Source organism: Catenulispora rubra (genome assembly GCF_015356825.1).
Classification (GTDB): domain Bacteria; phylum Actinomycetota; class Actinomycetes; order Streptomycetales; family Catenulisporaceae; genus Catenulispora; species Catenulispora rubra.
The window spans coordinates 1-23642 of record NZ_JAACYW010000177.1; the positions used below are offsets into that span (position 1 = coordinate 1).

Below are 23642 nucleotides of genomic sequence, written 5' to 3' on the forward strand. Positions count from 1 at the left end.
CTCTGAGACGCCGGCCGGCGTCACACCATGATCTCGTCCTCGCTCCGCGCCGTCTTCGGCACCATGAACGCCAGCAGCCAGGTCAGCACCAGGATCCCCGCGGCCAGCCAGTACACCAGCTCGGCCGCCGGGAACGGCGAGCCGCCGCTCTCGACCCGGTTGAAGAACAGCGTGCTGAACAGCGCCGCCGCGACCGCGTTCCCGAGCTGGTTGAACGAGCTGATCACGCCGTTCGCCGAGCCCAGCTCGTGGTCGTCCACCGCGGCCAGCACCAGGCCGAAGAACGGCGCGAACACCAGGCCCATGCCGATCCCCGACACCAGCAGCGCCGGCGCCAGGTTCCAGCTGGTCACGCCGCTGTGCCAGATCGGCTGGTGCTCGGCGTTCAGCGTGAAGGAGGTGCCCGCGTAGTGCTTGATGATGAACGCGCTCAGCGCCATGCCGACGGCCAGCGTCAGCAGCCCGGCGTGCAGCACCCGGCGCGGCGTCTTCTTCACGAAGGCCTGGCCGGCGCCCATCGAGATGATCGTCCCCAGCGACCACCACGCCCCGGTGAGCCCGGCCCGCAGCGGCGACCAGCCCAGGGACACCTGCAGCAGCAGCGGGCTGACGGTGAAGGCCGCCGCGCACGCGCCGAAGAACAGGAAGATGGTCATGGTCCCGGTGGTGAAGGCCCGCTTGCGGAACAGGCTGGTCTCCAGGAACGGGTCCAGGTTCTTCTTGTGCCGCGCCCGGGCATACACCGCGAACAGCACCATCACCACGGCCGACCCGGCCAGCATCAGCCAGATCCCGGTGTCCCAGTGGTGCTCGCGGCCCTGGATGACCGGGTAGACCAGCAGGCCGACCGCGATCGAGCACAGCACCAGGCCGATGTAGTCCAGCTTCGGACGCTCCCCCTCGCTGTGGTGCACCTTCGGCAGCACCTTTGCGGCGAAGTAGAGCGCGATGACGCCGACCGGCAGGTTGATCACGAACACCCAGCGCCACGACGCGTAGGTGATCAGCGTGCCGCCGAGCACCGGGCCCAGGGCCGCGGACAGGCCCATGAAGGGCCCGAAGATCGCGAACGCCTTCTGGCTGTTCTCCCGGCCGAACTTCTCCCGGATCATGCCGATCCCCTGCGGGATCATCATGGCCGAGGCGCTGCCCTGCAGCAGCCGGGCCGCGATCAGCTCGCCCGGGTTCTGCGCGACGGCGCAGACCGCGGACATGATCGTGAAGCCGGCCAGGCCGATCAGGAACATCCGGCGCCGGCCGGCGATGTCGCCGAGGCGTCCGCCGGCGATCAGCAGCACCGAGAAGGACAGCACGTAACCGGTGCTGATCCACTGGTACTCGGTGTTCGACGCGCCGAGCCCGTTGCGGATCGAGGGCGCCGCGACGTTCATCACCGTGGCGTCCAGCAGGTCCATCATCGAGGCGCCGAGCACGGTGAACATCACTGCCCACGCGCCCTTGGGAAGCGCCGAGGACCCCTTCTCCTTCTCCTTCGCGGACGCCCCGTCCACGGGCACCGCGTCGGCAGCCGGGACGACCACGTCCTGGGTACCGCTCACCGCCTCGCTCATGATTCCCCTCCGCGCCGACCGCAGGCCCAGCGTTGAATTCGCTCGCAGCACACGATATAGCGCGTGCTGCGACTGTCAAGCTATATCGCGAATCTCGCGGGGCCCTGCGACCTCAGATTGATGGTGTCCCCACCCTCCGCGGCGGGTACAACACCTTTTTATCCGAGACCACTGACAGGTTTCGCCTGAATTTGGCGCCGTGCGGCCGACCCCGGCGAGAAGAGCACGAATCGAGAAGCGGCCGGGCCCGGCACCTCTCGGTACCGGACCCGGCCGCTTTGTCGAAACCACCCTGCTACCGCAGGAAATCCCACCTCAGAACCGCTGAGCCGGCGGAACACACAGCCGCCGCAGAGCCCGCAGGACCCGCAGGCCCCGCAGAACGAGCGCGAACCTCACGCACCCATCGCGTGCACGCCGCCGTCCACGTGGATGACCTCGCCGGTCGTCCGCGGGAACCAGTCCGACAGCAGCGCGACGATGCCGCGCGCCGCCGGGTCCATGTCGGTCAGGTCCCAGCCGATCGGCGCCCGCTCGTCCCAGACGCCGTCGAACTTCTCGAAGCCCGGGATCGACTTGGCGGCCATGGTCTTGAGCGGGCCGGCCGAGATCAGGTTGCTGCGGATGCCGCGCGGTCCGAGCTCGCGGGCCAGGTAGCGGGAGGTGGACTCCAGCGCCGCCTTGGCCACGCCCATCCAGTCGTACCCGGGCCAGGCCACCTGCGCGTCGAAGTCGAGCCCGACGATCGAGCCGCCGGTCTCCGGGAACAGCGGCAGCAGCGCCATCGCGACCGACTTCAGCGAGTAGGCCGAGACGTGCACCGCGGTCGCCACCGACTCCCACGGGGTGTTCAGGAAGTTGCCGCCGAGGGCGTCCTGCGGGCCGAACGCGATGCTGTGCACGATCCCGTCGACGCCGTCCATGTACTGCTTCACGTTGTCGGCCAGCGAGGCGAGCTGCTCCACGTTGGTCACGTCGAGCTCGATCACCGGCGCGTCGCCGTTGGGCAGCTTCTTGGCGATCCGCTGGGTCAGCGAGGGCCGCGGGTACGCGGTGAGCACCACCTGCGCGCCCTCCTCCTGCGCGATGCGCGCGGCGTGGAAGGCGATCGAGGCGTCGGTGAGCACACCGGTGACGACGATGCGCTTGCCTTCGAGGATTCCCATGCTCAGTGCCCCATTCCCAGTCCGCCGTCAACCGGGATGACGGCTCCAGTGATGTACGCGGCGTCCTCCGAGGCCAGGAACCGCACGACGCCGGCGACCTCGTCGACGGACGCGTACCGGTTCAGCGGCACCTGCTTGAGGATCTCCTTCTTGCGGTCGTCGGTGAGCACCGCGGTCATGTCGGTCTCGACGAAGCCCGGCGCCACCACGTTGCAGGTGATGCCGCGCGAGCCGATCTCCCGGGCCACCGAGCGTGCGAAGCCGACCAGGCCGGCCTTGCTGGCCGCGTAGTTGGCCTGCCCGGCCGAGCCGGACAGCCCGACCACCGAGGAGATCAGGACGATGCGGCCGCGCTTGAGGCGCAGCATGCCCTTGCTGGCGCGCTTGGCGACGCGGAAGGAGCCGACCAGGTTGGTCTCCAGCACCGCGGCGAAGTCCTCGTCGCTCATCCGGAGCAGCAGGGTGTCCCGGGTGATGCCGGCGTTGGCCACCAGCACCTCGACCGGCCCCTGCTGGGCCTCGACCTCGACGAACGCGCGCTCCACGTCCTCGGCCGAGGTCACGTCGCACTTCACGCCGAACAGCCCCTCGGGGACCTCGCCCGAGCGGTAGGTGATCGCGACCTTGTCCCCGCTCGCCGCGAAGGCCTTCGCGATGGCCAGGCCAATTCCCCGGTTTCCCCCCGTGACCAGTACGGACCGGCTCAATTCAGCACCTCTGTTCTTGTTCTTCAAAACGTCGCTGCCAAGCTATCGGGCTACCCGGCGGTAGCCGCAACCACGGTGGGCATAGATCGCCGGGCGTCGGCTTTGTAGGACCTCCACAACCGGCCCCCGCCACCGACTTCCCATTAGGTTGGGCGGTATGACCGTAGACGAGTCCTTCACCTCGCTCCCCTTGGGCGATCTCGCCGAAGCGGCGCTGTCCCGGGCCCGCGACCTGGGCGCCGAGCACGCCGACTTCCGCGTCGAGACCGTCCGCTCCCAGAACATCAACCTGCGCGACGGCAAGGTCGACGGCGTCAGCGACTCCTCCGACAGCGGCCTGAGCGTGCGCGTCGTGTACGACGGCACGTGGGGCTTCGCCGCCGGCGTGGCGCTGACCGCTGAGACCGCCGCCGCACTGGCCGAGCAGGCCGTCGAGGTCGCCAAGGTGTCCAAGCCGGTGAACTCCGAGCCGGTGGTGCTGGCGCCGGAGCCGTCGCACGGCGAGCAGGTCTGGGTCTCCAGCTACGAGGTCAACCCCTTCGACGTCCCGGACACCGAGAAGATCGGCCACTTCCAGCGCTGGTCCGAGCGGCTGCTCGCAGCCGACGGGGTGGCGCACGTGGACGCCATGTTCGAGGCCGCGCAAGAATGCAAGTTCTTCGCCGACCTGGCCGGCAACCGCCTCACCCAGCAGCGGGTCCGGACCGAGGGCGCGCTGACCGCGGTCGCCGTCGACGAGGAGAGCGGCGCCTTCGAGACGATGCGCACCGTCGCCCCGCCGGTCGGGCGCGGCTGGGAGTTCTACACGGGCAACGAGGTCTTCGACTGGGACGCCGAGCTCGACGCGCTCCCGGGCCTGCTGCGGGACAAGCTCGCCGCGCCGTCGGTGGAGCCCGGCGAGTACGACCTCGTCATCGACCCCTCGAGCCTGTGGCTGACCATCCACGAGTCCATCGGCCACGCCACGGAACTGGACCGCGCGCTCGGCTACGAGGCCGCCTACGCCGGCACCTCGTTCGCCACGCCCGACAAACTCGGCACCCTGAGATACGGCTCCCCCGTGATGAACGTCACCGGCGACCGGGTGTCCGAGCACGGCCTGGGCACCGTCGGGTTCGACGACGAGGGCGTGCGCACGCAGCAGTGGGACATCGTCAAGGACGGCATCCTGGCCGGCTACCAGCTCGACCGGCGCATCGCGCAGCTCAACGGCCTGAACGGCGGCCGCTCCAACGGCTGCGCCTTCGCCGACTCCGCCGCGCACGTCCCGATCCAGCGCATGGCCAACGTCTCGCTCCAGCCCGCCCCGGACGGCCCCTCCGCCGAGGAGCTGATCTCGCGCGTGCGGCGCGGGCTGTACATCGTCGGCGACAAGTCCTGGTCGATCGACATGCAGCGCTACAACTTCCAGTTCACCGGCCAGCGTGCCTTCCTGATCGCGGACGGCGAGCTCAAGGGCCAGGTGAAGGACTTCGCCTATCAGGCCACGACCACCGACTTCTGGGGCGCCATGGAGGCGGTCGGCGGCCCGCAGACCTACGTCGTCGGCGGCTCGTTCCAGTGCGGCAAGGGCCAGCCCGGGCAGGTCGCCCCGGTCAGCCACGGCGCGCCGACCGCGCTGTTCCGCGGCATCCGCATCCTCAACACCGTCCAGGAGGCCGGTCAGTGAGCACTGTGTTTTCCCAGTCGGGGCAAGCCATTCCGCAGCAGCTGGTCGAGAAGGCCCTGGAGCTCTCCCGCGCGGACGGCGCCGTGGTGCTCGTGGACGCCGCGACCGACGCCAACCTGCGCTGGGCCAACAACACCCTGACCACCAACGGCGTCACGGCCGGCCAGCAGGTCACGGTCATCTCGACGAAGAACGGCGGGACCGGCGCGGCCTCGGCCGCGGTCGGCGTGGTCGGCCGCTCGGGTGTGGACCTGTCCACCATCGAGGACCTGGTCCGGGCCAGTGAGAGGGCAGCCGAGGAGTCCGGTCCCGCCGACGACGCCGCCGACCTGGTCCCCGGCCGGGTGTCGGCGGACTGGGACGAGGCGCCTGCGCAGACCGACATCTCGGTGTTCTCCGCGTTCGCCCCGGCGCTCGGCGAGGCCCTCGCGGCCGCGCGTGCCGAGGGCAACCTGCTGTTCGGCTACGCCGAGCACAGCCTGGGCACGCAGTATCTGGGTTCTTCGACCGGCCTGCGGCTGCGGCACGCGCAGCCGACCGGCTCGGTGCAGCTGAACGCCAAGTCCGGCGACCGCTCCCGCTCGGCCTGGACCGGCGTGCCGACCGCGGACTTCTCCGACGTGGACGTCGTGGCCGTCGGCCAGGACCTGGCGCAGCGGCTGGAGTGGGCCAAGCGCAAGATCGACCTGCCGGCCGGCCGCTACGAGACGATCCTGCCGCCGAGCTCGGTCGCCGATCTGATGATCTACGCCTACTGGGCCGCCGCGCTGCGCGACGCCCTGGACGGCCGCTCGGTCTACAGCACGAGCGGCGGCGGGTCCAGGCTCGGCGAGAGCGTGGCGGGCTCCTCGGCGATCAAGGCGACGCTGCGCAGCGACCCGAACGCGCCGGGGCTGGAGTGCGCTCCTTACGCCGCGGCGTACTCCTCCGACGCCTCGGAGTCGGTGTTCGACAACGGCCTTCCCCTCGGCCGGACCGAGTGGATCAAGGACGGCCAGCTCTCCTCGCTGGTCGGCACGCGGCGGACCGCGGCGGCGGCGCAGCTGCCGACGACGCCGTTCATCGACAACCTGATCCTGGACGCGGCGCCCGGCGGGAGCGGTCCGACGCTGAACGCGATGACCGGCGCCACCCGCGACGGCCTGCTGCTGACCAGCATGTGGTACATCCGCGAAGTGGATCCGCAGACCCTGTTGCTGACCGGGCTGACCCGGGACGGCGTCTACAAGGTAGAGGGCGGCGAGGTGGTCGGCGAGGTGAACAACTTCCGGTTCAACGAGTCGCCGGTGTCGCTGCTCTCCCGGATCGCCGAGGCCGGGCGGACCGAGCGGACGTTCTCCCGGGAGTGGGGCGAGTACTTCAACCGGACCGCGATGCCGGCGCTGCGGATCCCGGACTTCAACATGTCCTCGGTGAGCCCGGCTTCGTAGGCCGCGCCGCACAACCCGACCACACCCGACCACACCCGACCACACCCGACCACACCCGACCCGAGCCGACCGCGCCCGAGCGCGACAGCCGCACAGCACTATCAGGACCCCGCCGAGATGATGTCGGCGGGGTCCTGTCGTGGGCCGGGACGGCGGGCGTAGCCTGGGAGTATGCGGATCGGGCGGGACAAGAGCGGACATCGGCAGGACGTCGTACACGGGATCACCGACGCCCCCAAGCCGCTCAGCCAGGACATCCGGTCCCGGGAGTCGAAGTACTTGATGGCGATGGGGATAAGGGTCGCGGCGTTCCTGCTGATCGTGATCCTGCCGATCGCCTGGCCGTGGAAGATCGGGCTGGCGGTGTTGGCGTTGGTGCTGCCGTATGTCGCGGTCGTGTACGCCAACGGCGGACGCGAGCCGGAGCCGGGTGCGGACTCCCCGTTCACGCACGCCGAACGGCAGGCGCTACTGCCCGGACAAAGCGGTCGGAACACGGCGTCGGACCACTCCGGAGACCCCCGAGACAACGATGGCTCGGCTCCGGACGAGCCCATCGTGGGGCGGATCGTCGGCGACGACGACTGAGCCCGCCGCTGGTCGAGCGGCGTGCCCGCGGCGGTTGGCGAAAAGTAAGGGGCCCATTCCCTTAGCGGGTCTACGCATGTCATACTTCTTACCTGCGCCCTGAACCCCCGTCGGGGCGCCACTTGCGGCGTCGAGCGGCTCCCCCCGTGGCCGTTCGACGCCGCGTCTTTGTCTTTCATGGAACACAGCCCATCGCGAAGCTGTTCTACAGTGGCTTCGTGACCTCGGAAGACTCCCCCACGACCGCCATCTGCTCGGCGAAGGGCTGCCGCACGCAGGCCGCCTGGAGCGTGGTGTGGAACAACCCCAAGCTGCACACGCCGGAGCGGCGGAAAGTGTGGCTGGCCTGCGAGGAGCACCGGCAGCATCTGGCCGACTTCCTGGACCTCCGGGGGTTCCTCATCGAGGTGGAACCCTTCACGCCGGGCACGCCGCAGGACTGAGAAAGCACCCGCCGCCCCTGGCGGAAAACAGCGGATGCCTCAAGTTCCTCAGCAAAAAGCGATCAGCTCATCAGACCATTGAGTTCCGGGTACGGCAGCCCGCCCTCGACCGCGGTGTAGGTACCGCTTTTGGCCAACTCCTCGGCCGCGCGGCGGACCAGCCCGTAAGCCGCCTCGGCCACGGCGGCGCCCAGGCTGACCCGCGCCACCCCGAGCGCGGCGAGCTCCGCGACCGTCGGCGCCCCGGGCCCGACCATCACGTTCAGCGGCGCGTCGATGCCCTTGACCAGCTCGGCGATGGTCTCCGGGGCGGCCACCCCGGGCACGAAGACGCCGCTGGCCCCGGCGGCCAGGTAGCGCTCGGCCCGCGCCAGCGTCTCGCCGAGGCGGTCCTGCTCGGCACCGAGCCCGAACAGGAACACGTCGATCCGGGCGTTGACGAACAGCGGGATGCCTGCGTTGTCCGCAGCCTTCCGCGCCGCGGTGATGCGCGCGGCGAGCTCGGCCGGATCACGCGGGCCGTCCTCGATGTTGACTCCGATCGCACCGGCCGCGATCACCTGCGCGACGGTCTCGGCCACGGCGTCCGCGTCCGGCCCGAAGCCGTCCTCGATGTCCGCGGTGACCGGCACCTCGACGGTGTCCACGACCCGCCGGATCAGCGCCACCGCACGCTCCCGGTCCAGGTGGCCGCCGTCGGCCGCGCCCAGGCCCCACGCGACGCCGGCGCTCGTGGTCGCCACCGCGGGCGCGCCGGTGGAGGCGACGATGCGGGCGCTGGCGCCGTCCCAGGCGTTGGCCAGGGCGAGCGGGGTGCCGGGGACGTGCAGGGCGTGGAACCGGGTGGCCTTGTCGTGCTGAGATGTCATGCGGACAGCGAATCAGACCGCGCCCACGGTCGCATCTGATTCGGCCGGAGGTGAATCCGTCGGGGTTACGCGAGGTCGCAAGGTCGGCTGCGCCGAAGACCGACCGCCAGGCGACCGCCCGCCTAGCCCCCGATGGCCGACATCGGCCGCTCGGGCTGCACGAACCCCGGCTCCCCGATCCCCGCCGCGCGCTTCTTCCCGAGCATCGCCACGCGCCAGCGCTCAGCCAGCTCCTCGTCGCTCTTGCCATCGCGCAGCGCGCCGCGCAGGTCCGACTCCTCGCGGGCGAACAGGCAGGTGCGGACCTGGCCGTCGGCGGTCAGGCGGACCCGGTCGCAGGCGCCGCAGAACGGGCGGGTCACGCTGGCGATCACGCCGACCCGGCCCGGACCGCCGTCCACCAGCCAGGTCTCCGCCGGGGCCGCACCGCGGGCCGCCGGGCCCTCGGGGGTCAGCTTGAACTCGGTCTCCAGGGTCGCCAGGATCTCGTCGGCCGTCACCATCTGCGCGCGGTCCCAGCCGTGCTGGGCGTCCAGCGGCATCTGCTCGATGAAGCGCAGCTCGTAGCCGCGCTCCAGACACCACCTGAGCAGGGCCGGGGCCTCGGCGTCGTTGACTCCGCGCATCAGGACGCTGTTCACCTTCACCGGGGTCAGCCCGGCCTCGGCGGCCGCGGCCAGGCCGGCGACCACGTCGGCGAAGCGGTCGCGCCGGGTCAGCTCGCGGAAGACCGCCGGGTCCAGCGTGTCCAGCGAGACGTTCACCCGGTCCAGGCCGGCGTCCTTGAGCGTCGGGGCCAGGCGGGCCAGGCCGAGGGCGTTGGTCGTCAGCGAGATACGGGGGCGCGGACGCAGCTCCGCCACCTGCGCCACCAGGGTGGCCAGGCCAGGCCGGACCAGCGGCTCGCCGCCGGTGAAGCGCACCTGGTCCACGCCGAGCAGGTTTACCGCGATGCGGATCAGGCGCAGGATCTCGGCGTCCGTCAGCAGCTCCGCCTTCGGCAGCCAGGGCAGCCCCTCGGCGGGCATGCAGTAGGTGCACCGCAGGTTGCAGCGGTCGGTCAGGGACACCCGCAAGTCCGTCGCCGTTCTGCCGAACGTGTCGACCAGCATCGTGCCCCTCTTTCCGCCAAGCCTCGCCGAAGATCGGCGCTTTACCTTCCCAGCTTCCCAGAACCCCCCGTTGTTCCCGTCCACAGTGCGAAGACTCGATGCGCAAGGGCATATCCGAGGTTGCTGAGGCTCGCTAGGCTGCATGGTGTTCCACCCTCAGGCAGAATCCCGCCACGCAGAGCCACCAAGGTCCGCCCGATCCGCAGCCGCCGCACACGTCGCGATCGCAGGTGATCCGCATGCCGTCTCCGGTTCAGCTCACGTCTCCGCCCCCGCTCGCCCCCACGCCGCGCCCGGCGCCGCCGGCCCGCATCCCGACCCCCGGCGAGGTCGGGTTGTGCCGGATCCTGGCCGTCGCGGACGTCCTGCTCGGCGCGGTCGACGAGGTCGAGCTGGTGGACCGGCTGCTGCCGGTGCTGCGGCGCGCGGTCCCGGCCGACACCGTGCTGTGGCTGGCCTCCGACCGGCGGCATCCGGCGACCTGGCGGGCCGAGCCGGCCGGGTCGGTCGGCGCCGAGCAGGCCTCGATGCTGGCCGCGCTGCTGGCCGCGCACGCCGACGACCCGCTGCTGGCGGCGGCCTGGCACGGCCCCGGCACCGCGACCCGGCGCTCGGATCTGCACACCGACCACGAGTTCCACCGGCTGCCGGTGTTCTCCGCGCTGTTCGCGCCGCTGAACGCGCGGCGCCAGCTGGTGATGGCGGTGCGGCCGGACGAGCAGCGGCGGGTCGTCGTGCTCTTCAACCGCGCCTCCCCCGACTTCACGCAGCACGACGTCGCCGTCGCCGAGGCGGTGCGGTCCCGGATCGGCCGCGCGCTGGCGCCGTTCGGCGGGCCGGGCCCGCGTCGGGAGAAGGTGTCGCCGCGCGAGGCCGACGTGCTGGACCTGCTGTGCCGGGGGCTGACCGACCGGCAGATAGCCACGCGGTTGGGAATCAGCCCGCGGACCGTCGACAAGCATCTGGAGCACGCCTACGTGAAGCTCGGCGTCCGGTGCCGAGTCCAGGCCGCCACGCGCTGGCGGTCGTGACGCTGGCGGTCGTGACACCAGCGGACGTGATTCAGGCTGTGACTCAACCGAGACACCGCGGGCAGCAACGAAAGACACCCTCCGCACGTCTTTCCAGACATGGAACAGCGCGATCACACGCCGCAGGAACCGGGTGAGGACATCGGCCGCGCCGCGGCGGAGGCGGCGGCCCGGGCCGGCGAGTACGAGAGCGGCCCCGCCTACGGAGAACCGACCGGACGCCGGCCGAAGCGCTGGTTCGTCGTCGGCGGCGTCGCGATCGCCGCGCTGGCCGTGGCCGGCACCGCGGCGGCCCTGGCCGGCCGCTCGCACTCCACCTCCCACGACACCACGCTGAACGCCGCGTCGAGCTCCACGCCGGGCCCCACGCCCGGGCAGACCTCCGCACCGGGCACCCCGACCACCGACGGCACCACGGGCGGTTCCGCGACCTCGGACACCAACACCCCGGCGCCCACGTCGGGCGCCAAGACCCCGTCCACCTCGCCGAAGACCCCGGCGACCTCGCCGACGTCGCCGAGCAAGAGCGCCACCTCGGCCCCGCCCCCGGCCGACGGCGAGAACGGCGACTGCGAGAACACGAGCCACGACACCCCCGCCGACGACGCGGTGAAGTTCAGCGGCATGACCCACGGGACGCAGCAGGCGTTCCTGACCGCGCAGAAGGCCGCCCAGGCCACCGGTGTGAGCTTCGTGCTCAACTCCGGCTACCGCTCGGCGGCCTACCAGCAGCGCGTCTTCGACTGCTGGGTCAAGCAGCTGGGCTCCCCGCAGGCCGCGCGCCAGTACGCGCTGCCGCCGAGCGAGTCGGCGCACGTGCAGGGCTACGCGATGGACATCGCCCCGCCGTCCGGCGCGGCCTGGCTGGAGTCGACGGCCGGGAAGTACGGGCTGTGCCGCCGGTACCAGGACGAGACGTGGCACTTCGAGTACCAGTCCCGGTACAAGACGCAGGGGTGCCCGGCGCTGCTGCCGCATCCGTAGGGTCTGGTCTGGTCGGATCTAGTCGGATCTAGTCGGGTCTGGTCGGGATCAAGAATCGCGGCTCGGCTGCTCAGCTGAGCCAGTCGAGCCGCTACTCCGCCTTGGGCAGCCGGGCGATCAGCTCGGCCAGCTGCGTGCTCTGCTCAGCGTGCTGCGTCCGCAGCGCCGCGAACTCCTCGGTCAGCACCTGCAGCATCTCCCGCGACTGGCAGTCCGCCTCGTAGTCGTGCTGCGCCAGCTCGCTGGACACCTGGTCCGAGCGCTTGGCCGCGATCAGCAGGATCGCGCCCTGCAGCGCCGCCACGCAGGAGAGCACCAGGTTCAGCAGGATGAACGGATACGCGTCGAAGGTGTGTCCGGTCGACTTGTCCAGGACGATGTTGATCGTCATCCAGACGGCCAGGAACACCAGCGAGACGAAGACGAACATCCACGAGCCCATGCCGTTGCGCATCTTGTCCGCGGCACGCTCGCCGCGGGTGAGCTGCTCCCCGGTGCGGACGCCGGGGTGCCGGCGCCAGCTCCCCGGCGCTATGTGCTTCACGGCGGACTTCACAGAGGACTTCAGCTGAGCTTGTGCGGTCATGCGAGCGAGTGTCGCAGAGCCAGGTCACAGATTTGTCGCTGACCTTGGAACTCTTTGCCAACCGGCCCGGCCGGGTCCGTGAGAGTCCTGTGGGCGTGCTGTCCGGGGAGCCACGCCGGTGGCGGCTCAGCGGCCGTTGCGCTGCGCCGCGAGCAGGTCGCGGATCTCCGCCAGCAGCTCCTTCTCGGTCGCCGTGGCCTGCTCCGGGATCCCCAGGCGGGCCTTGCGCCGCTCGTTGATGCGGTTGAGCGGCATGACGATGAGGAAGTACACCGCGGCGGCGACGCACACGAAGGTGATCACGTTGGTCAGCAGGTCGCCGTAGGCGAATTCCGACTTGTTGATCGTCACCTTCAGCTTCGTGTAGTCCTGCTTGCCGAAGATCGCCGTGATCAACGGCATGATGACGTCCTTGACCAGCGAGTTGACGATGGCGCTGAACGCACCGCCCATGACCACGGCGACCGCGAGGTCGACGACGTTGCCACGCATCAGGAACTTCTTGAAGCCGGAGAACAAGATCGGAAGCCTTCCACGAGTGGGGGTCGGCGGCCGCACGACGGGGCCACCGCTTCGGTGGGAGGCTAAAGCGTACCGAACGCGATCAAGGGGCGGGTACGGGTGAGTCGGATGTTATCTCACCCGACAGGATCGAATCCGGCGAAACGGACGGATTATGACGACGCGCTCTGATACAGCGCCTGCACGGCCGAGCCGAAGTAGGCGCTGTAGGAGATGTCCGGGGTGTTGCCACCCTGCTGGTAGCCGCCTATCACGCCGATGACGGTCCCCTTCTCCCCGCCGGCGTCCACATTCGTCAGGAACGGCGCGCCCGAGGTCCCGTCCGGGTAGCCGCGGCAGTCCCATTCGGTCTGCGTGGCGCTGTACTTCTTCGCCGGCGACACGCACGTGATCGGGGTGTCCGAGCCCTGCGGGTAGGCCGGGACCGTGACCGGCATCCCGAAGCCCTGGTCGAAGGCGATCTGGTCGGCCCCGGTCACCGACTCCAGCGAGGCCCCGTTGGAGTTCGGAGCCACCTGCAGGAACGCCACGTCCTCGTCCGGGTCGTTGGAGCTCTGCCAGTTCTGGGAGACGACAACCTTGGTGACGGTCCAGGAGCCGTAGGGCAGCTGGCCGTCGTGGAAGCCGGGCGCGAACGCGATGTCCGATTTGGGACCGTCGCTGTAGACGCAGTGCGCGGCCGTGATCACCAGATCCCCGGCCGAGCTGTGCACCACCGAGGCGCTGCAGAAGTGGCTGGAGACACCGGAGTTCGGCTGGTACAGGACCCCGGCCACCGCGGTGCCGCCGAACGGCTTCGCGCTCGGCGAGCTCGACGGCTCGTCCGGGGTGTCGACCGTGGAACCGGGCCCGGCGGCCGCGGCCGGGTCGGCGGTACTGGCCGACGTCTTGGCGGTCGGCTCGGGGGTGACGCTGCCGGGTTGGGCGGTGCTGGTCACGCTGGCCACCGCCGACGGCGGGGCCGCCGCGGCTGCGGCGGCAGCCGCGGCACCGCTGTGCGGGGTCGCCGTCGCCGAGGTCGAGGAGCTGCTGGTCGTCGCGACCGCCGGCGACGGCGCGGACTCCGTGGCCCCCTCGGCGGTCATCGCCCCGGCCGACTCCGACGTGCTGAACGCGGTGCCGAGCATCCCGGCGATCACCACGATCCCGGCCACCCCGGCGGCCAGCGCCGCGCGGCGGGCTCGAGCACGCTTGCGGGCCTGGGCCCGCTGGCGCCTGCGCGCGACCCGCGACCGCCGGTCGGGAACCTCCATCGGCGTCACCCTCCGCTCACCTCCGACCTGTTCGCCGGCCGAGCGGCCGTTCCGGTGTCACTCTGCCGCCTGGCGTGTAAGCCACGGATACAGATCACCATGAAAGCGCAGCGGTCGCCGCGTCCCGGCTCCGGTCCGACCAATGAACCTCCAGCACCTGAGCAAGTGATGAAGGTTTGCCCGAACTGCGCCGAACGTGAAGCGATCCGCCGACCGAGTGACGGTGGCGGATCGCCGTGTGCCGTGTGCCGTGTTCCACGAGATCACGTATGCCCAGCGACTTCCGACTTAAGCGGAGGCGTCGCGCGGGTGCAGGTCAGGTCGGGTCAGGTCAGGTCATGACGGATCAGGTCGGGTCTGCTCAGGTCAGGAGCTCGCGGCCTCACCACACCCGGATCACGCTGTCGGTGCCGAAGGTCGGCGAGGTGGCGTCCGGGGGCGCCTGCTTCAGCGGCTCGTCGATCTCCGCGGTGGTCGGGCCGACCGCCGCCGCGACCGGGTCGAGCGCCGCGAGGTCGAACCCGTAGACCCGCGCCGCGTTGCCGCCGAGGATCGCGGCGATCTCCGCGTGCGGCAGGCCGGCGAAGGAGTTGCGCAGCGCCTCGCGCGAGTACGGGAAGGTGCCCTCGTCGTGCGGGTAGTCGCCGCCCCACATCAGCTTCTCCAGCCCGATGGCGTGCCGGAGCGGCACCTCGTCGGGCCGCATGAAGGAGGCGCCGAGGTAGAAGTTCCGCTTCCAGTACTCGCTCGGCGCCAGGCCCACCGCCTCGGCGATGCCGGCGCCGAAGCGGCTCTCGGCGGTGACCGCGCCTGTGTTGCCGCCCGTCGCCGAGCTCATCCGGCGCACCAACGCGCGGTGGTAGTAGTCGAGCATCTCCAGGACCCCCGGCACCCAGCCGGAGCCCTGCTCGGTGAGCACGAACTTCAGGCCCGGGTGGCGTTTGAAGGCGCCGCCGTAGATCAGGTGCCACAGCGCGCGGTGCGCGAACCAGGTGATCTCCATCATGAAGACCGCGCGCGCCGCCGGCTCCTGGCCGATCTCCGGGGACGCCGAGCCGGCGTGGTGGTTGATCGGCATGTCGAGCTCTTCGCAGACCGCCCACAGCGGTTCGTAGACGTCCGAGTACAGCTGCGGGACCGAGGTCCCCGGCGGGGTCCCGGGCAGCAGGACGCCGCCGAACAGGCCGTGCTCGCGGGCCCAGCGGACCTCGGCTACGGCGTCGTCCACGTTCCCGAGCAGGACCTGGCAGGTGCCGGCGCGGCGGCCGGGGGTCTGGGAGCAGAAGTCGGCCATCCAGCGGTTGTGCGCGCGCAGGCCGGCCCAGCGGAGTCCGTACTCTTCGGCACTCGGCTGCTGCGCGCTGAGCGACATGCTCGGGTAGAAGGGCGGGATGGTGTTGGGGAACAGCACCTCGGCGACGATGCCGTCGCGCTCCAGGTCGGCCAGGCGGCGTGCGGAGTCCCAGTTGCGCTCGGCGTCGCCGTGCAGGAGGTCTTCGTAGGGGTTCACGTACGTCGCGGCCCACGCGTCGAACTCGTCGTGGTACTTCGACTCCAGATAGGGCCGGTAGTCCAACAGGTCGGCGCCGGCGTGGCCGTCGGCGGAGATGACGGTGTACCTGGCGGCCCCTACGCCATCAGTGTTCCCGGTCATCACGACACCTCCGGCCCGACGCCCTCGGTGCGGTGGCCGCCGAGGGCGGCGCCGTAGCCGATGACCGGGAAGTCGTGCCCGGTCAGCCAGTGCCGGCCGACCTCGCGCGCCGCGGCCCAGCCGGCCGCCTCGTCGCCGGACTGGCCGAGGTCGCTCGGCCGCAAGTTGACGCGCTCGGCGATGGGCTGGAGCTTGGCGAGGTCGAACCCGTACACCTCGGCGGCGGCCAGGCCGAGCATCCGGCGTGTCTCGTCGACCGGGAGGTCGTGGAACGTGGTCTTGAGCCATTTCCTGGAGTTCGGCCAGGTGCCCTCGGGATGCGGGAAGTCGTTCCCCCACAGCATGTTGTCGATGCCGATCTCGTACCGGTGCGCCAGCTCGCGACGCTTGGTGTTGGTCGCGCCGATGAAGCAGTTGCGGTCGAAGTACTCGCTCGGCGGCCGCTTCACCTCCTCGAACGGTGTGAGCTTGGCGGCGGCGTGGGCGCCGAGGAACAGCCGGTCCATGAACCACAGCAGGTTCGGCGCCCACCAGCAGCCGGCCTCCGTGACGCCGAACAACAGGTGCGGGAAGCGCTCGAAGACGCCGGACCAGATCAGGAACCAGATCGGCCGGGCCGGCCACCAGGTCACCTCGGAGACGTAGATGCCCAGGTGGTCGCCGTACTCGTCGCGCGGGGCCACGCCGGAGTGGGTCGCGACCGGCATCTGGAGCTCTTCGCAGACCGCCCACACCGGGTCGTAGCGGCGGTCGTGATACGGCGCCTTGTCCTCCCACATCGCCGGGATCATGACCGCGCCGAGCCCGGAGTCCTTGGCCCGCCGGATCTCGGCGACGGCGGCGTCCACATCGCCGGTGATCGGCACCAGCGCCACGCCGCGGCGCCGCTCCGGCGAGTGCGCGCAGAGCTCGGCCAGCCAGCGGTTGTGCGCGCGGGCGCCGACCAGCGCCAGCTCCTGGTCCAGGCCGCCGGAGAAGGTCAGACCGACGCCGAAGGGCGCGGCGGTGGTGGACTCCACGGCGTCGGCGTCCGGGAAGATCACCTCGGCGGTCACGCCGTCGGCGTCGAGTTCCTTGTCGCGCTGCGCGGAGTCCCAGCCGCCGCGCAGTCCTTCTTCGTGTTCCTCGAACCAGGTGCGGGCGAACTCGGGGTTGCGGACGCCGAGTTTGGTCGCGGCCTCGACGCGGGCGGCCTGTTCGGCGAGGAAGTCGTCGAAGGCGGGGTGGTACTTGGCCTCGATGTAGGTGCGGTACTCCTCGGTCGGCAGGCCTGCGTGGCAGTCAGAGGAGATGACGACGTAGGGGCTGTTGTCGAGCTCTGGCATAGCTTTTTCTCCTCAGTCGAGGATGAACTTTTCGAGGTATCCCGGGTTGGTGCGCTCCAACATCGACTGCGAGCGCCGCCGGATCATGTCGTCGGACGAGCCGCCCTTCGGCAGGATCCAGAAGCTTCCGGTCCGGATCCCCTCCAGCGCGTGCGCCGCGACCTCTTCGGGCTCGGTCATCTTCGCTTCGAGCCCGGCCGCCTTCATCGCCTGCTCCCAGCCTTCGAGCGTGGGATACGGGCTCTGACGCGGCTTGGTCTTCGCGTAGCGCTCGGGGCGGTTGCGGTAGCTCTCCCAGAGGCCGGTGCGGACCATGTGCGGGCCCGGGAAGAGCACCGAGGCGCCGATCTTGGCGTCGGCCTGCTTCAGCTGTGCGTACAGGGCCTCGGTCATCGTGACGATCGACGCTTTCGTCACGGCGTAGACGCTGGCCGTGGGCAGCGGGGCGATGCCGCCGTCCGGGGAGCTGGTGTTGACGACGTGGCCCGGGGTGTCCTGGGCGATCATGCGCGGCAGGAAGGCCTGGACGCCGTGGAAGACGCCCCAGACGTTGACCGCGAAGGCCCACTGCCAGTCGGTGCGCTCGTGCTGCCACATCGGGCCCTCGGCGCCGGAGCCGACGCCGGCGTTGTTGCAGAGGACGTCGACGCTGGGGAAGGTGGCGAAAGCCTTGTCGGCCAACGCTTCCACGGACTCCGGCAGCGAGACGTCAGTGACGACGCCGATGGCCCGCGCGCCCTGCGCCGCCTGCTGACCCACCTCGGCCACGGCCTTGTCAAGCGCGGGCTCCTCGACGTCGGCGAGCACCACGTTCATGCCCTCGGCAGCGAACAGGCGCGCCATCGCCAGGCCGATACCGCTGGCCGCACCGGTGACGACCGCGGTCTTGCCGGGCAGGTCAGCCAGCATCGGGCACCTCGGGTCCTTCAGACGCCTCGGGCACCTCGGCCGGGTCTTTGATGAGCACCGAATCATGGACCTGCGCCGGGTCGTCGTAGCGCTGGTGCACGTAGGGCAGGATCTCCTTCGGATCCAGCCGCGCCACGACCTCGCCGCGCTGGTCGGAGGTCTTCTCGCCGAAGGTGATCTCGACCAGCCGGAGCACCGGCAGGTCGGCGATCGGGTCGAGCGCCGACTCGCGGAGGATGACCTCGCCCTCGACCGCGTGCAGGGCTCTGGTCTTCTCGTTCCGGACGCAGCGCACGAGCAGCGGATCGGCGTCGAAGCCGGAGCCGTCCACCGCCGGCAGGAACTTGAGATACCAGTCGACCTTGACGTAGGGCGCCGGGGGTTCCAGAACGTCGGCGATCCGGCCGCGGATCTCGGCGAAGGTGACGCCGTGCCGGGTGACCGTGCCGGCCACCTGCTCGCCGTCCCGGTCCACGACGACCTCGGCCAGCTTCTTCGGTTCGCCGAAGACCTCGCGGCCGCCGATCAGCGAGCGCTCGGTGGTCATCGGCATGACCAGGCTGTACCAGCCCTCTTCGGCGCCGTGCGCGCAGGCCACCGAGATGGCCGCGGCGCCGAGCGGCGTGCCGAAGATGTCGACCTGGTTGATCGTGGCGCGCACGTACGGTTTGGCGGTCGGCTTCAGGGGCGGAGGCAGCACCTGCGCCAGGGCATCGGGGTCGGTCTCCCAGACGGCGTGCACTCCGGTGGACCACAGATCGGGCAGTTTCGAGGCGGATTCGCGGGCCGCGGCGACGGCTTCGAGGTCGCGGGGGCCATAGCGCACTCTGGGCATATCTGACTCCTCGTCATAAGCCTTCTGTAACACCGTTACACCCGCGGGCGTGAAGGGTAAAGAGCCATCGGTGGCGAGAGGATGGCACCGTGACCGGTCGAAGCCAGGAGGCGGCGAAGCCGAGCCGCGCGCCGGCGGTGACCCGGCGCGCCGTGCTGGACGCCGCGACCCGCCTGGTCGAGCAGCAAGGCGTGGCCGGGCTGTCGATGCGCAAGCTCGCGGCCGAGCTGGGGGTCGCGGTCACGTCGATCTACTGGCACGTCGGCAACCGCGAGGCGCTGCTCGACGAGCTGGTGCAGGAGATGGTGCACGGCCTGGAGACGCTGCCCGCGCACGGGACGACGCCGACGGCGCGCGTGCTGTCGCTCGCGGTGGAGCTGCGCCGGGTGCTGCGGGACCATCCGCACCTGATCGGTCTGGTCAACGAGCGCGGCCTGACCCCGGCGATGTTCCTGCCCTCGCAGCTGGCGCTGGTCGCCGAGATCTCGGCCGCCGGGCTGCGCGGCGCGCGGGCCGCCGAGGCGGTGCGCGCCCTGCAGTACCACGTGATCGGGTTCATCCTCGTCGAACGGCACACCGACCGCTCGCCGGAGCAGCATCCGTCGGCCGAGGAGCTGTGGCAGGCCGAGCCGGCGCCCGATGCCGCCCTGGCCGGTGCGCTGGCCACGCCGGTGGACGCCGACCGGCTGTTCGCGGTGGCGACCGAGGCGCTGGTGCGGTCGCTGCTCGCGGATCAGCCGCTGCTCGCGGATCAATAGCGCCCGCGGATCAGTAGCCTGCGATCGGCGTCCCGCCTACCTTGGTCGGCATGACAGTCGAGGAGATCGTCGAAGCCTACGCACACATGGTGTTCCACTCGCCGATGACCGAGGAGCGCGCGAACCGCATAGCCGCGGACCTGGCAGCCACGCAGCCGGCGACAGTCGCCGACTATGCGTGCGGCTGGGGCGAGTTACTGCTGCGGGTCCTCGCGCTGGCGCCGTCCGCGCGGGGGTACGGCGTGGACTTGTCGGGACGGGATCTCGCGCGCGGGCGCGCCAACGCCGCGGCGCGCGGGCTCGGGGACCGCGTGGAGTTCGTCGAGGGACCGGCGCGGGAGAACGCGCGGTCGGCGGACGTGGTGATCAGCAGCGGGGCGTGGCAGGCGTTCGGCAGGAACGTGACGCGGGCGCTGGAAGCCTTGCGTCCGTTGGTGAATCCCGGCGGCCGGCTGTTCTTCGGGGTCGAGCACTGGGAGACGGTGCCGCCGCCGGAGCGGCTGGCCGAGATGTGGCCCGGGACCACCGCCGGGAGCTACGAGTTGCTGGCGGACCTCGTCGACCACGCCGTCGCGGCCGGGTTCCGTCCGCTGCGCGTCGAGTCGTCGACCCGCTCGGAGTGGGACGACTACGAATCGCTGGAGACGATGGACGCCGAGGAGTGGTTGCTGGCCGATCCGGACCATCCGGACGCCGCGGCGGTGCGTGACCATCTCGAAAGCAAACGGAGCATCTGGCTGCGCGGACACCGCGACTACTTCGGATTCACCATGCTCACACTGGGTGTCCCCGGGTAGTACAGGCCTTGACCGAGCACTGATGCCCTCAAAGCATTGTCGCTTTCGGGCTGACGCGAGCCCGGCGATCGCATAACGTTCTGCCGTGTCTTCACCGCTCCATGAATACCCAAGGGGCCCTCGCCTGTCCCTGCGCGAGTTCCGCCCGGACGACCTGCTGGCCTGGCAGCGCATAGCCGGCGACCCACGGGTCGCCGCGCACACCCCCTGGCCTGCCCTGGCGACCCCGGACACCACCGGCGCGTGGCTGTCCGAGACCGCGCGCATGGCCCAGCTCCAGCCCCGCCGCAGCTTCTACCTGGCGGTCGAGCAGTACGGGGACCTGATCGGCTCGGCGACGCTGGACATCCTCAGCTTCCCGCACCGCCAGGGCGAGATCGGCGTCTACCTGCGCCCCGACCGCTGGGCCGAGGGACTGGGGACCGAAGCCTCGCGCCTGCTGCTGGAGCTGGCGTTCTCCCGCCTGGAGCTGCACCGCGTGCAGACCACCGTGGACCCGCGGAACACCGCGGGGATGCGGGTGGCGGAGCACGTGAAGATGCGGCCCGAGGGCGTGCTCCTGGACCGCTTCCTGGTCGGCGGCCTGTGGCAGGACCGGGCGATGTACGCCATCACGATGCCCGAGTGGCGCGGCGGCGGCCGCGGCGGGGCGCATGCCGCCGGTGCGGCGGGGGATGCCGGGGCGGCTGGCGCGGCTGGCACGGCGGCTGAGGCCGCGGCCGGCACCCCGGGCGAGGCCGCGGCTTCCGCCGACGCTGCGGACGCGCCCGAGGGCTTCGACGCCTTCAGCAAGCCCGCGGCCGGCGGCGGCGCCGGCGGCGCGCCGACACCGACGCCCGTCTCGTTCGAGGGCGGCCCGGAGGAGCCGGTGCTGGGCGTGCCGCTCGCGCCGGAGGCCGAGGAGCAGGACGACGCCGACGCCGACGCCGACGCCGAGCAGGAGGCCCGGGAGAAGTTCGCCGACGGCGCCTTCGACGACGACGAGGAGAGCGAGCCGCAGGTGCTGACGGCGCAGATCGTCATGGAGCAGATCGAGGTCGTGCACATCCTGCCCCGGGAGCCGTAGCAGCAGCCGGAACCGTAGCCGGAGCGGCCGGATCAGGCTTCTGACAGACCCGGATCCATCACCGCGAACACCTGTTCAGTCCGAGGCCGCCCAGTGTTGGTTCCTTAGTCGTCGAGGAACCCGGCGGCGGACCGACCCCGGGCGGTGGCCTGCATGGCCTAGCGATCGACTACCGCCCGAGAACCCCGGGTAGGCCGCTCTCGGCGGGAGAGGCCGCCACGTCCTGTCACCGTGACCCGGGAGTCGGAAATGGCTGTGTGTGAAGTTTGTGGCAACGACTACTACATGTCGTTCGACGTCGTCGCCGCCGGCGTGAAGCACACCTTCGACTCGTTCGAGTGCGCGATCCACCGGATGGCGCCGACGTGTGAGCACTGCCGGTGCCGGATCGTCGGGCACGGCGTCGAGGCGGACGGCAAGTTCTACTGCTGTGCGCACTGCGCGAAGTCCGCCGGGGCGAACGGCATCGCCGACCATGTCGACCACGCCTCGCATCCCGGGCACCTGATCGCCGCCGGTGGCGGTGCGTAACAGAGCCTCGGGCGAGCCGGGCGTGCAGGGCGTACCGGGTGTGACACCGGGAAGCTGGTCAGCGCATGCCGGCGTCAGGATCGGGTGAGCCTGCGTCGAGTGAGCCGGCGTCTTCCTTCGGCTTCGCCGTACCGAAGTCCTCGGCGGTCATGAGATCGGTCTCGTGGGCCCACTGGGCCCAGCCCGCGAGCGCTTCGTTTATCCGGATCCCCGCCTCCAGCGCGATCCGCATCGCACGTGTCTGCGTGCTCGTGCCCCACTCGCCGCGGTCCTTGGTCTCGGCGTAGCCGCGCAGCGCCGCCGCGGTCTCGGCGAAGAACGCCTGCTCGGATGCCAGGTGCGTCTTCAGATCCTCGGGGTCCATCAGCCAGAAGAAGTACGCGCGGAACAGCGTCTCCATCCGGAACGTGTGGTCCACCTCCACCTCGGCCAGCCAGCGCCGCACCTCGGCCAGGCCCTCGTCGGTGATGCGGTACGCCTTGCGCCGGCGCGGGCCGGTGCTCTCCACCTCGATCAGGCCGGCGGTCTCCAGGCGCGCCAGCTCCGAGTAGATCTGCGGGTGCTGCGCCGGCCACACCGAGCCGAGGGCTTCGGCGAAGCGGCGGGCGAGGTCGTAGCCGCTGGCCGGGCCTTCGGCGAGCAGGCCGAGCAGGCCGTGGCGCAGCGACATCGGCGGGGTCCTCCTGGCAGGCGGTGGTCGTCGGTGGTGGTCAGTGGCTGACCGTCCATCTTGACACATCGGTGCTGACATGTAGACGATGACATGTACCGACAGACATGTTGAGTGAGACGTATGGGGAGGGCTGTCATGGACGGCGAGCAGAAGCGCGCGGTGTTGTTGACCGGCGCGGGCGGCGGCGTAGGACGTGCTACGACGCAGGCGTTGACCGAGCGCGGGTTCCGCGTTTACGCGGCGGTGCGCGAAACGGGCGGGGAGTTCCTGCAGCATCCTGATGTCCGGGCTTTCCAGCTGGACGTCACCGATCCCGCCAGCGTGGCCGATGCCGTGAAACACGTCCTGGACGACGGCTGCACCGCCCTGCACGGCATCGTCAACAACGCCGGCATCATCGTGCAGGGCCCGCTGGAGCTGGTCACCGCGCAGGACCTGCGGCACCAGTTCGACGTCAACGTCTTCGGCGCGGTCGCGGTCACCCAGGCGTTCCTGCCGCTGCTGCGCACCGGCCGCGGACGGCTGGTCAACATCACCGCCGCGACGGCGCGGGTCGCCGGGCCCTTCTTCGGGCCGGTCTCGGCGAGCAAGGCGGCGTTGCAGTCGCTGTCCGACGCCCAGCGCCTGGAGCTCGCGCACTGGGGGCTGCCGGTCGTCGTGGTCGAGCCGGGCTTCATCGACACCGCGATCTTCACCAAGGCGGCGCAGGCCACGGCGAAGGCGACGGCGGCCCTGACCCCCGCCGAACGCGCCCTCTACGAGGCACAGCTTCAGGCGGTGGACGGAGCGCTGGCCAAGTCCAAGGCCGCCTCGCCGACGATCGTGGCCGACGCCGTGATCAGGGCACTGACCGCTCGCAAGCCCAAGCCCCGCTACACCGTCGGACCCGACACGCGCATGCTCGGGCTGGTGGCGCGGCTGCCGCTGCGGACGCGGGATCGGCTGCTGGCGGGAGTCATGGGCCTGAACAAGGTCCCCGCGGCGCAATAGGCGCGAACAGCGAACGCCCCGCCACGCCGTCGCCACACGTGGGAAGCCGCCCGGACGCCGCGGGTGGCTACACGCTGCGAGGCCGGCCGATGACCCGGCAGGAGCTGGCCGGGGCGCTCATCGATGGGCTGGCCGCCTCCGCTACTCCGCTGCCCAGGCGCCTGGTGATCCAC

Annotated in this window: 24 protein-coding genes; 11 read left to right on the forward strand and 13 right to left on the reverse strand. The window is 70.8% G+C overall.

Going from position 1 to position 23642, the window contains the following annotated elements:
* Window positions 1-20 precede the first annotated feature (20 nt).
* The 3 genes from GWK61_RS35260 to fabG form a co-directional block, all read right to left on the reverse strand.
* Complete coding sequence (locus GWK61_RS35260; protein ID WP_194916033.1) at window positions 21-1571, reverse strand: MFS transporter; 1551 nt, start codon at window positions 1569-1571, stop codon at window positions 21-23.
* A gap of 395 nt (window positions 1572-1966) precedes the next feature.
* Window positions 1967-2737, reverse strand: coding sequence for an enoyl-ACP reductase FabI (gene fabI, locus GWK61_RS35265; RefSeq protein WP_194916034.1), 771 nt, complete (start codon window positions 2735-2737; stop codon window positions 1967-1969).
* Window positions 2738-2739: 2 nt separating this feature from the next.
* The gene (gene fabG / locus GWK61_RS35270; RefSeq protein ID WP_194916035.1) at window positions 2740-3444 is read right to left on the reverse strand and encodes a 3-oxoacyl-[acyl-carrier-protein] reductase; all 705 of its coding nucleotides are present in this window, start codon (window positions 3442-3444) and stop codon (window positions 2740-2742) included.
* Between the two features lie 157 nt (window positions 3445-3601).
* Here fabG and GWK61_RS35275 point away from each other — a divergent pair, with 157 nt between their 5' ends.
* The 4 genes from GWK61_RS35275 (at window position 3602) to GWK61_RS35290 (ending at window position 7574) form a co-directional block, all read left to right on the forward strand.
* Window positions 3602-5113, forward strand: a complete 1512-nt coding sequence (locus tag GWK61_RS35275; RefSeq protein WP_194916036.1) for a TldD/PmbA family protein — start codon at window positions 3602-3604, stop codon at window positions 5111-5113.
* The gene (locus tag GWK61_RS35280) at window positions 5110-6543 is read left to right on the forward strand and encodes a metallopeptidase TldD-related protein (RefSeq protein ID WP_323747903.1); all 1434 of its coding nucleotides are present in this window, start codon (window positions 5110-5112) and stop codon (window positions 6541-6543) included. The genes GWK61_RS35275 and GWK61_RS35280 overlap by 4 nt, the downstream gene beginning before the upstream one ends.
* Before the next feature lie 171 nt (window positions 6544-6714).
* Window positions 6715-7131 carry a DUF3099 domain-containing protein gene (locus GWK61_RS35285; protein ID WP_194916037.1) on the forward strand — a complete coding sequence of 139 codons (417 nt, stop codon included), beginning with the start codon at window positions 6715-6717 and terminating at the stop codon, window positions 7129-7131.
* Between the two features lie 218 nt (window positions 7132-7349).
* Entirely contained in the window at window positions 7350-7574 is a 225-nt protein-coding gene (locus GWK61_RS35290; RefSeq protein ID WP_228563471.1) for a hypothetical protein, read from the forward strand.
* Between the two features lie 62 nt (window positions 7575-7636).
* On the opposite strand, the gene GWK61_RS35295 is transcribed toward GWK61_RS35290, so the two are convergent.
* Window positions 7637-8443, reverse strand: coding sequence for an isocitrate lyase/PEP mutase family protein (locus tag GWK61_RS35295; RefSeq protein WP_194916038.1), 807 nt, complete (start codon window positions 8441-8443; stop codon window positions 7637-7639).
* 122 nt (window positions 8444-8565) lie between these two features.
* Window positions 8566-9555, reverse strand: coding sequence for a GTP 3',8-cyclase MoaA (gene moaA, locus GWK61_RS35300; protein WP_194916039.1), 990 nt, complete (start codon window positions 9553-9555; stop codon window positions 8566-8568).
* A 239-nt stretch (window positions 9556-9794) separates the two neighbouring features.
* Between moaA and GWK61_RS57255 the strand changes: the two genes are divergently transcribed.
* Both GWK61_RS57255 and GWK61_RS35310 read left to right on the forward strand, forming a co-directional pair.
* Window positions 9795-10586: a helix-turn-helix transcriptional regulator gene (locus GWK61_RS57255; protein ID WP_228563472.1), complete on the forward strand. Its 792-nt coding sequence runs from the start codon at window positions 9795-9797 to the stop codon at window positions 10584-10586.
* 99 nt (window positions 10587-10685) lie between these two features.
* On the forward strand, window positions 10686-11570 hold the full coding sequence (locus tag GWK61_RS35310; protein ID WP_194916040.1) for a D-alanyl-D-alanine carboxypeptidase family protein: 885 nt from the start codon (window positions 10686-10688) through the stop codon (window positions 11568-11570).
* Window positions 11571-11661: 91 nt separating this feature from the next.
* Here GWK61_RS35310 and GWK61_RS35315 read toward each other — a convergent pair whose 3' ends face one another.
* From GWK61_RS35315 to GWK61_RS35345, 7 genes are all read right to left on the reverse strand, one after another.
* Window positions 11662-12156: a DUF1003 domain-containing protein gene (locus GWK61_RS35315; protein ID WP_194916041.1), complete on the reverse strand. Its 495-nt coding sequence runs from the start codon at window positions 12154-12156 to the stop codon at window positions 11662-11664.
* Window positions 12157-12282: 126 nt separating this feature from the next.
* The gene (gene mscL / locus GWK61_RS35320; RefSeq protein ID WP_323747904.1) at window positions 12283-12714 is read right to left on the reverse strand and encodes a large conductance mechanosensitive channel protein MscL; all 432 of its coding nucleotides are present in this window, start codon (window positions 12712-12714) and stop codon (window positions 12283-12285) included.
* A gap of 116 nt (window positions 12715-12830) precedes the next feature.
* Window positions 12831-13931 (reverse strand): trypsin-like serine peptidase, encoded by a 1101-nt coding sequence (locus GWK61_RS35325; protein WP_194916043.1) that lies wholly within the window; start codon window positions 13929-13931, stop codon window positions 12831-12833.
* Window positions 13932-14313: 382 nt separating this feature from the next.
* On the reverse strand, window positions 14314-15585 hold the full coding sequence (locus GWK61_RS35330; RefSeq protein ID WP_194916044.1) for an amidohydrolase family protein: 1272 nt from the start codon (window positions 15583-15585) through the stop codon (window positions 14314-14316).
* Complete coding sequence (locus GWK61_RS35335; protein WP_194916045.1) at window positions 15585-16910, reverse strand: amidohydrolase family protein; 1326 nt, start codon at window positions 16908-16910, stop codon at window positions 15585-15587. Before GWK61_RS35335 ends, GWK61_RS35330 begins: the two co-directional genes overlap by 1 nt.
* A gap of 12 nt (window positions 16911-16922) precedes the next feature.
* The gene (locus tag GWK61_RS35340) at window positions 16923-17819 is read right to left on the reverse strand and encodes an SDR family NAD(P)-dependent oxidoreductase (protein ID WP_194916046.1); all 897 of its coding nucleotides are present in this window, start codon (window positions 17817-17819) and stop codon (window positions 16923-16925) included.
* Window positions 17809-18654, reverse strand: a complete 846-nt coding sequence (locus GWK61_RS35345) for an acetoacetate decarboxylase family protein (protein WP_194916047.1) — start codon at window positions 18652-18654, stop codon at window positions 17809-17811. The genes GWK61_RS35340 and GWK61_RS35345 overlap by 11 nt, the downstream gene beginning before the upstream one ends.
* Window positions 18655-18743: 89 nt before the next feature.
* Between GWK61_RS35345 and GWK61_RS35350 the strand changes: the two genes are divergently transcribed.
* The 4 genes from GWK61_RS35350 to GWK61_RS35365 all read left to right on the forward strand — a co-directional run bounded on the left by GWK61_RS35350 (window position 18744) and on the right by GWK61_RS35365 (window position 21806).
* Window positions 18744-19412, forward strand: coding sequence for a TetR/AcrR family transcriptional regulator (locus tag GWK61_RS35350; RefSeq protein WP_194916048.1), 669 nt, complete (start codon window positions 18744-18746; stop codon window positions 19410-19412).
* A gap of 50 nt (window positions 19413-19462) precedes the next feature.
* The gene (locus tag GWK61_RS35355) at window positions 19463-20209 is read left to right on the forward strand and encodes an SAM-dependent methyltransferase (RefSeq protein ID WP_194916049.1); all 747 of its coding nucleotides are present in this window, start codon (window positions 19463-19465) and stop codon (window positions 20207-20209) included.
* Window positions 20210-20294: 85 nt separating this feature from the next.
* The gene (locus GWK61_RS35360; RefSeq protein ID WP_194916050.1) at window positions 20295-21275 is read left to right on the forward strand and encodes a GNAT family N-acetyltransferase; all 981 of its coding nucleotides are present in this window, start codon (window positions 20295-20297) and stop codon (window positions 21273-21275) included.
* Window positions 21276-21524: 249 nt separating this feature from the next.
* Window positions 21525-21806 carry a metallothionein gene (locus tag GWK61_RS35365; RefSeq protein ID WP_194916051.1) on the forward strand — a complete coding sequence of 94 codons (282 nt, stop codon included), beginning with the start codon at window positions 21525-21527 and terminating at the stop codon, window positions 21804-21806.
* A gap of 58 nt (window positions 21807-21864) precedes the next feature.
* On the opposite strand, the gene GWK61_RS35370 is transcribed toward GWK61_RS35365, so the two are convergent.
* Window positions 21865-22476 carry a PadR family transcriptional regulator gene (locus GWK61_RS35370; protein ID WP_194916052.1) on the reverse strand — a complete coding sequence of 204 codons (612 nt, stop codon included), beginning with the start codon at window positions 22474-22476 and terminating at the stop codon, window positions 21865-21867.
* A 138-nt stretch (window positions 22477-22614) separates the two neighbouring features.
* On the opposite strand from GWK61_RS35370, the gene GWK61_RS35375 reads away from it, so the two are divergent.
* Window positions 22615-23469, forward strand: coding sequence for an SDR family NAD(P)-dependent oxidoreductase (locus tag GWK61_RS35375; RefSeq protein ID WP_194916053.1), 855 nt, complete (start codon window positions 22615-22617; stop codon window positions 23467-23469).
* Window positions 23470-23642: the final 173 nt, after the last annotated feature.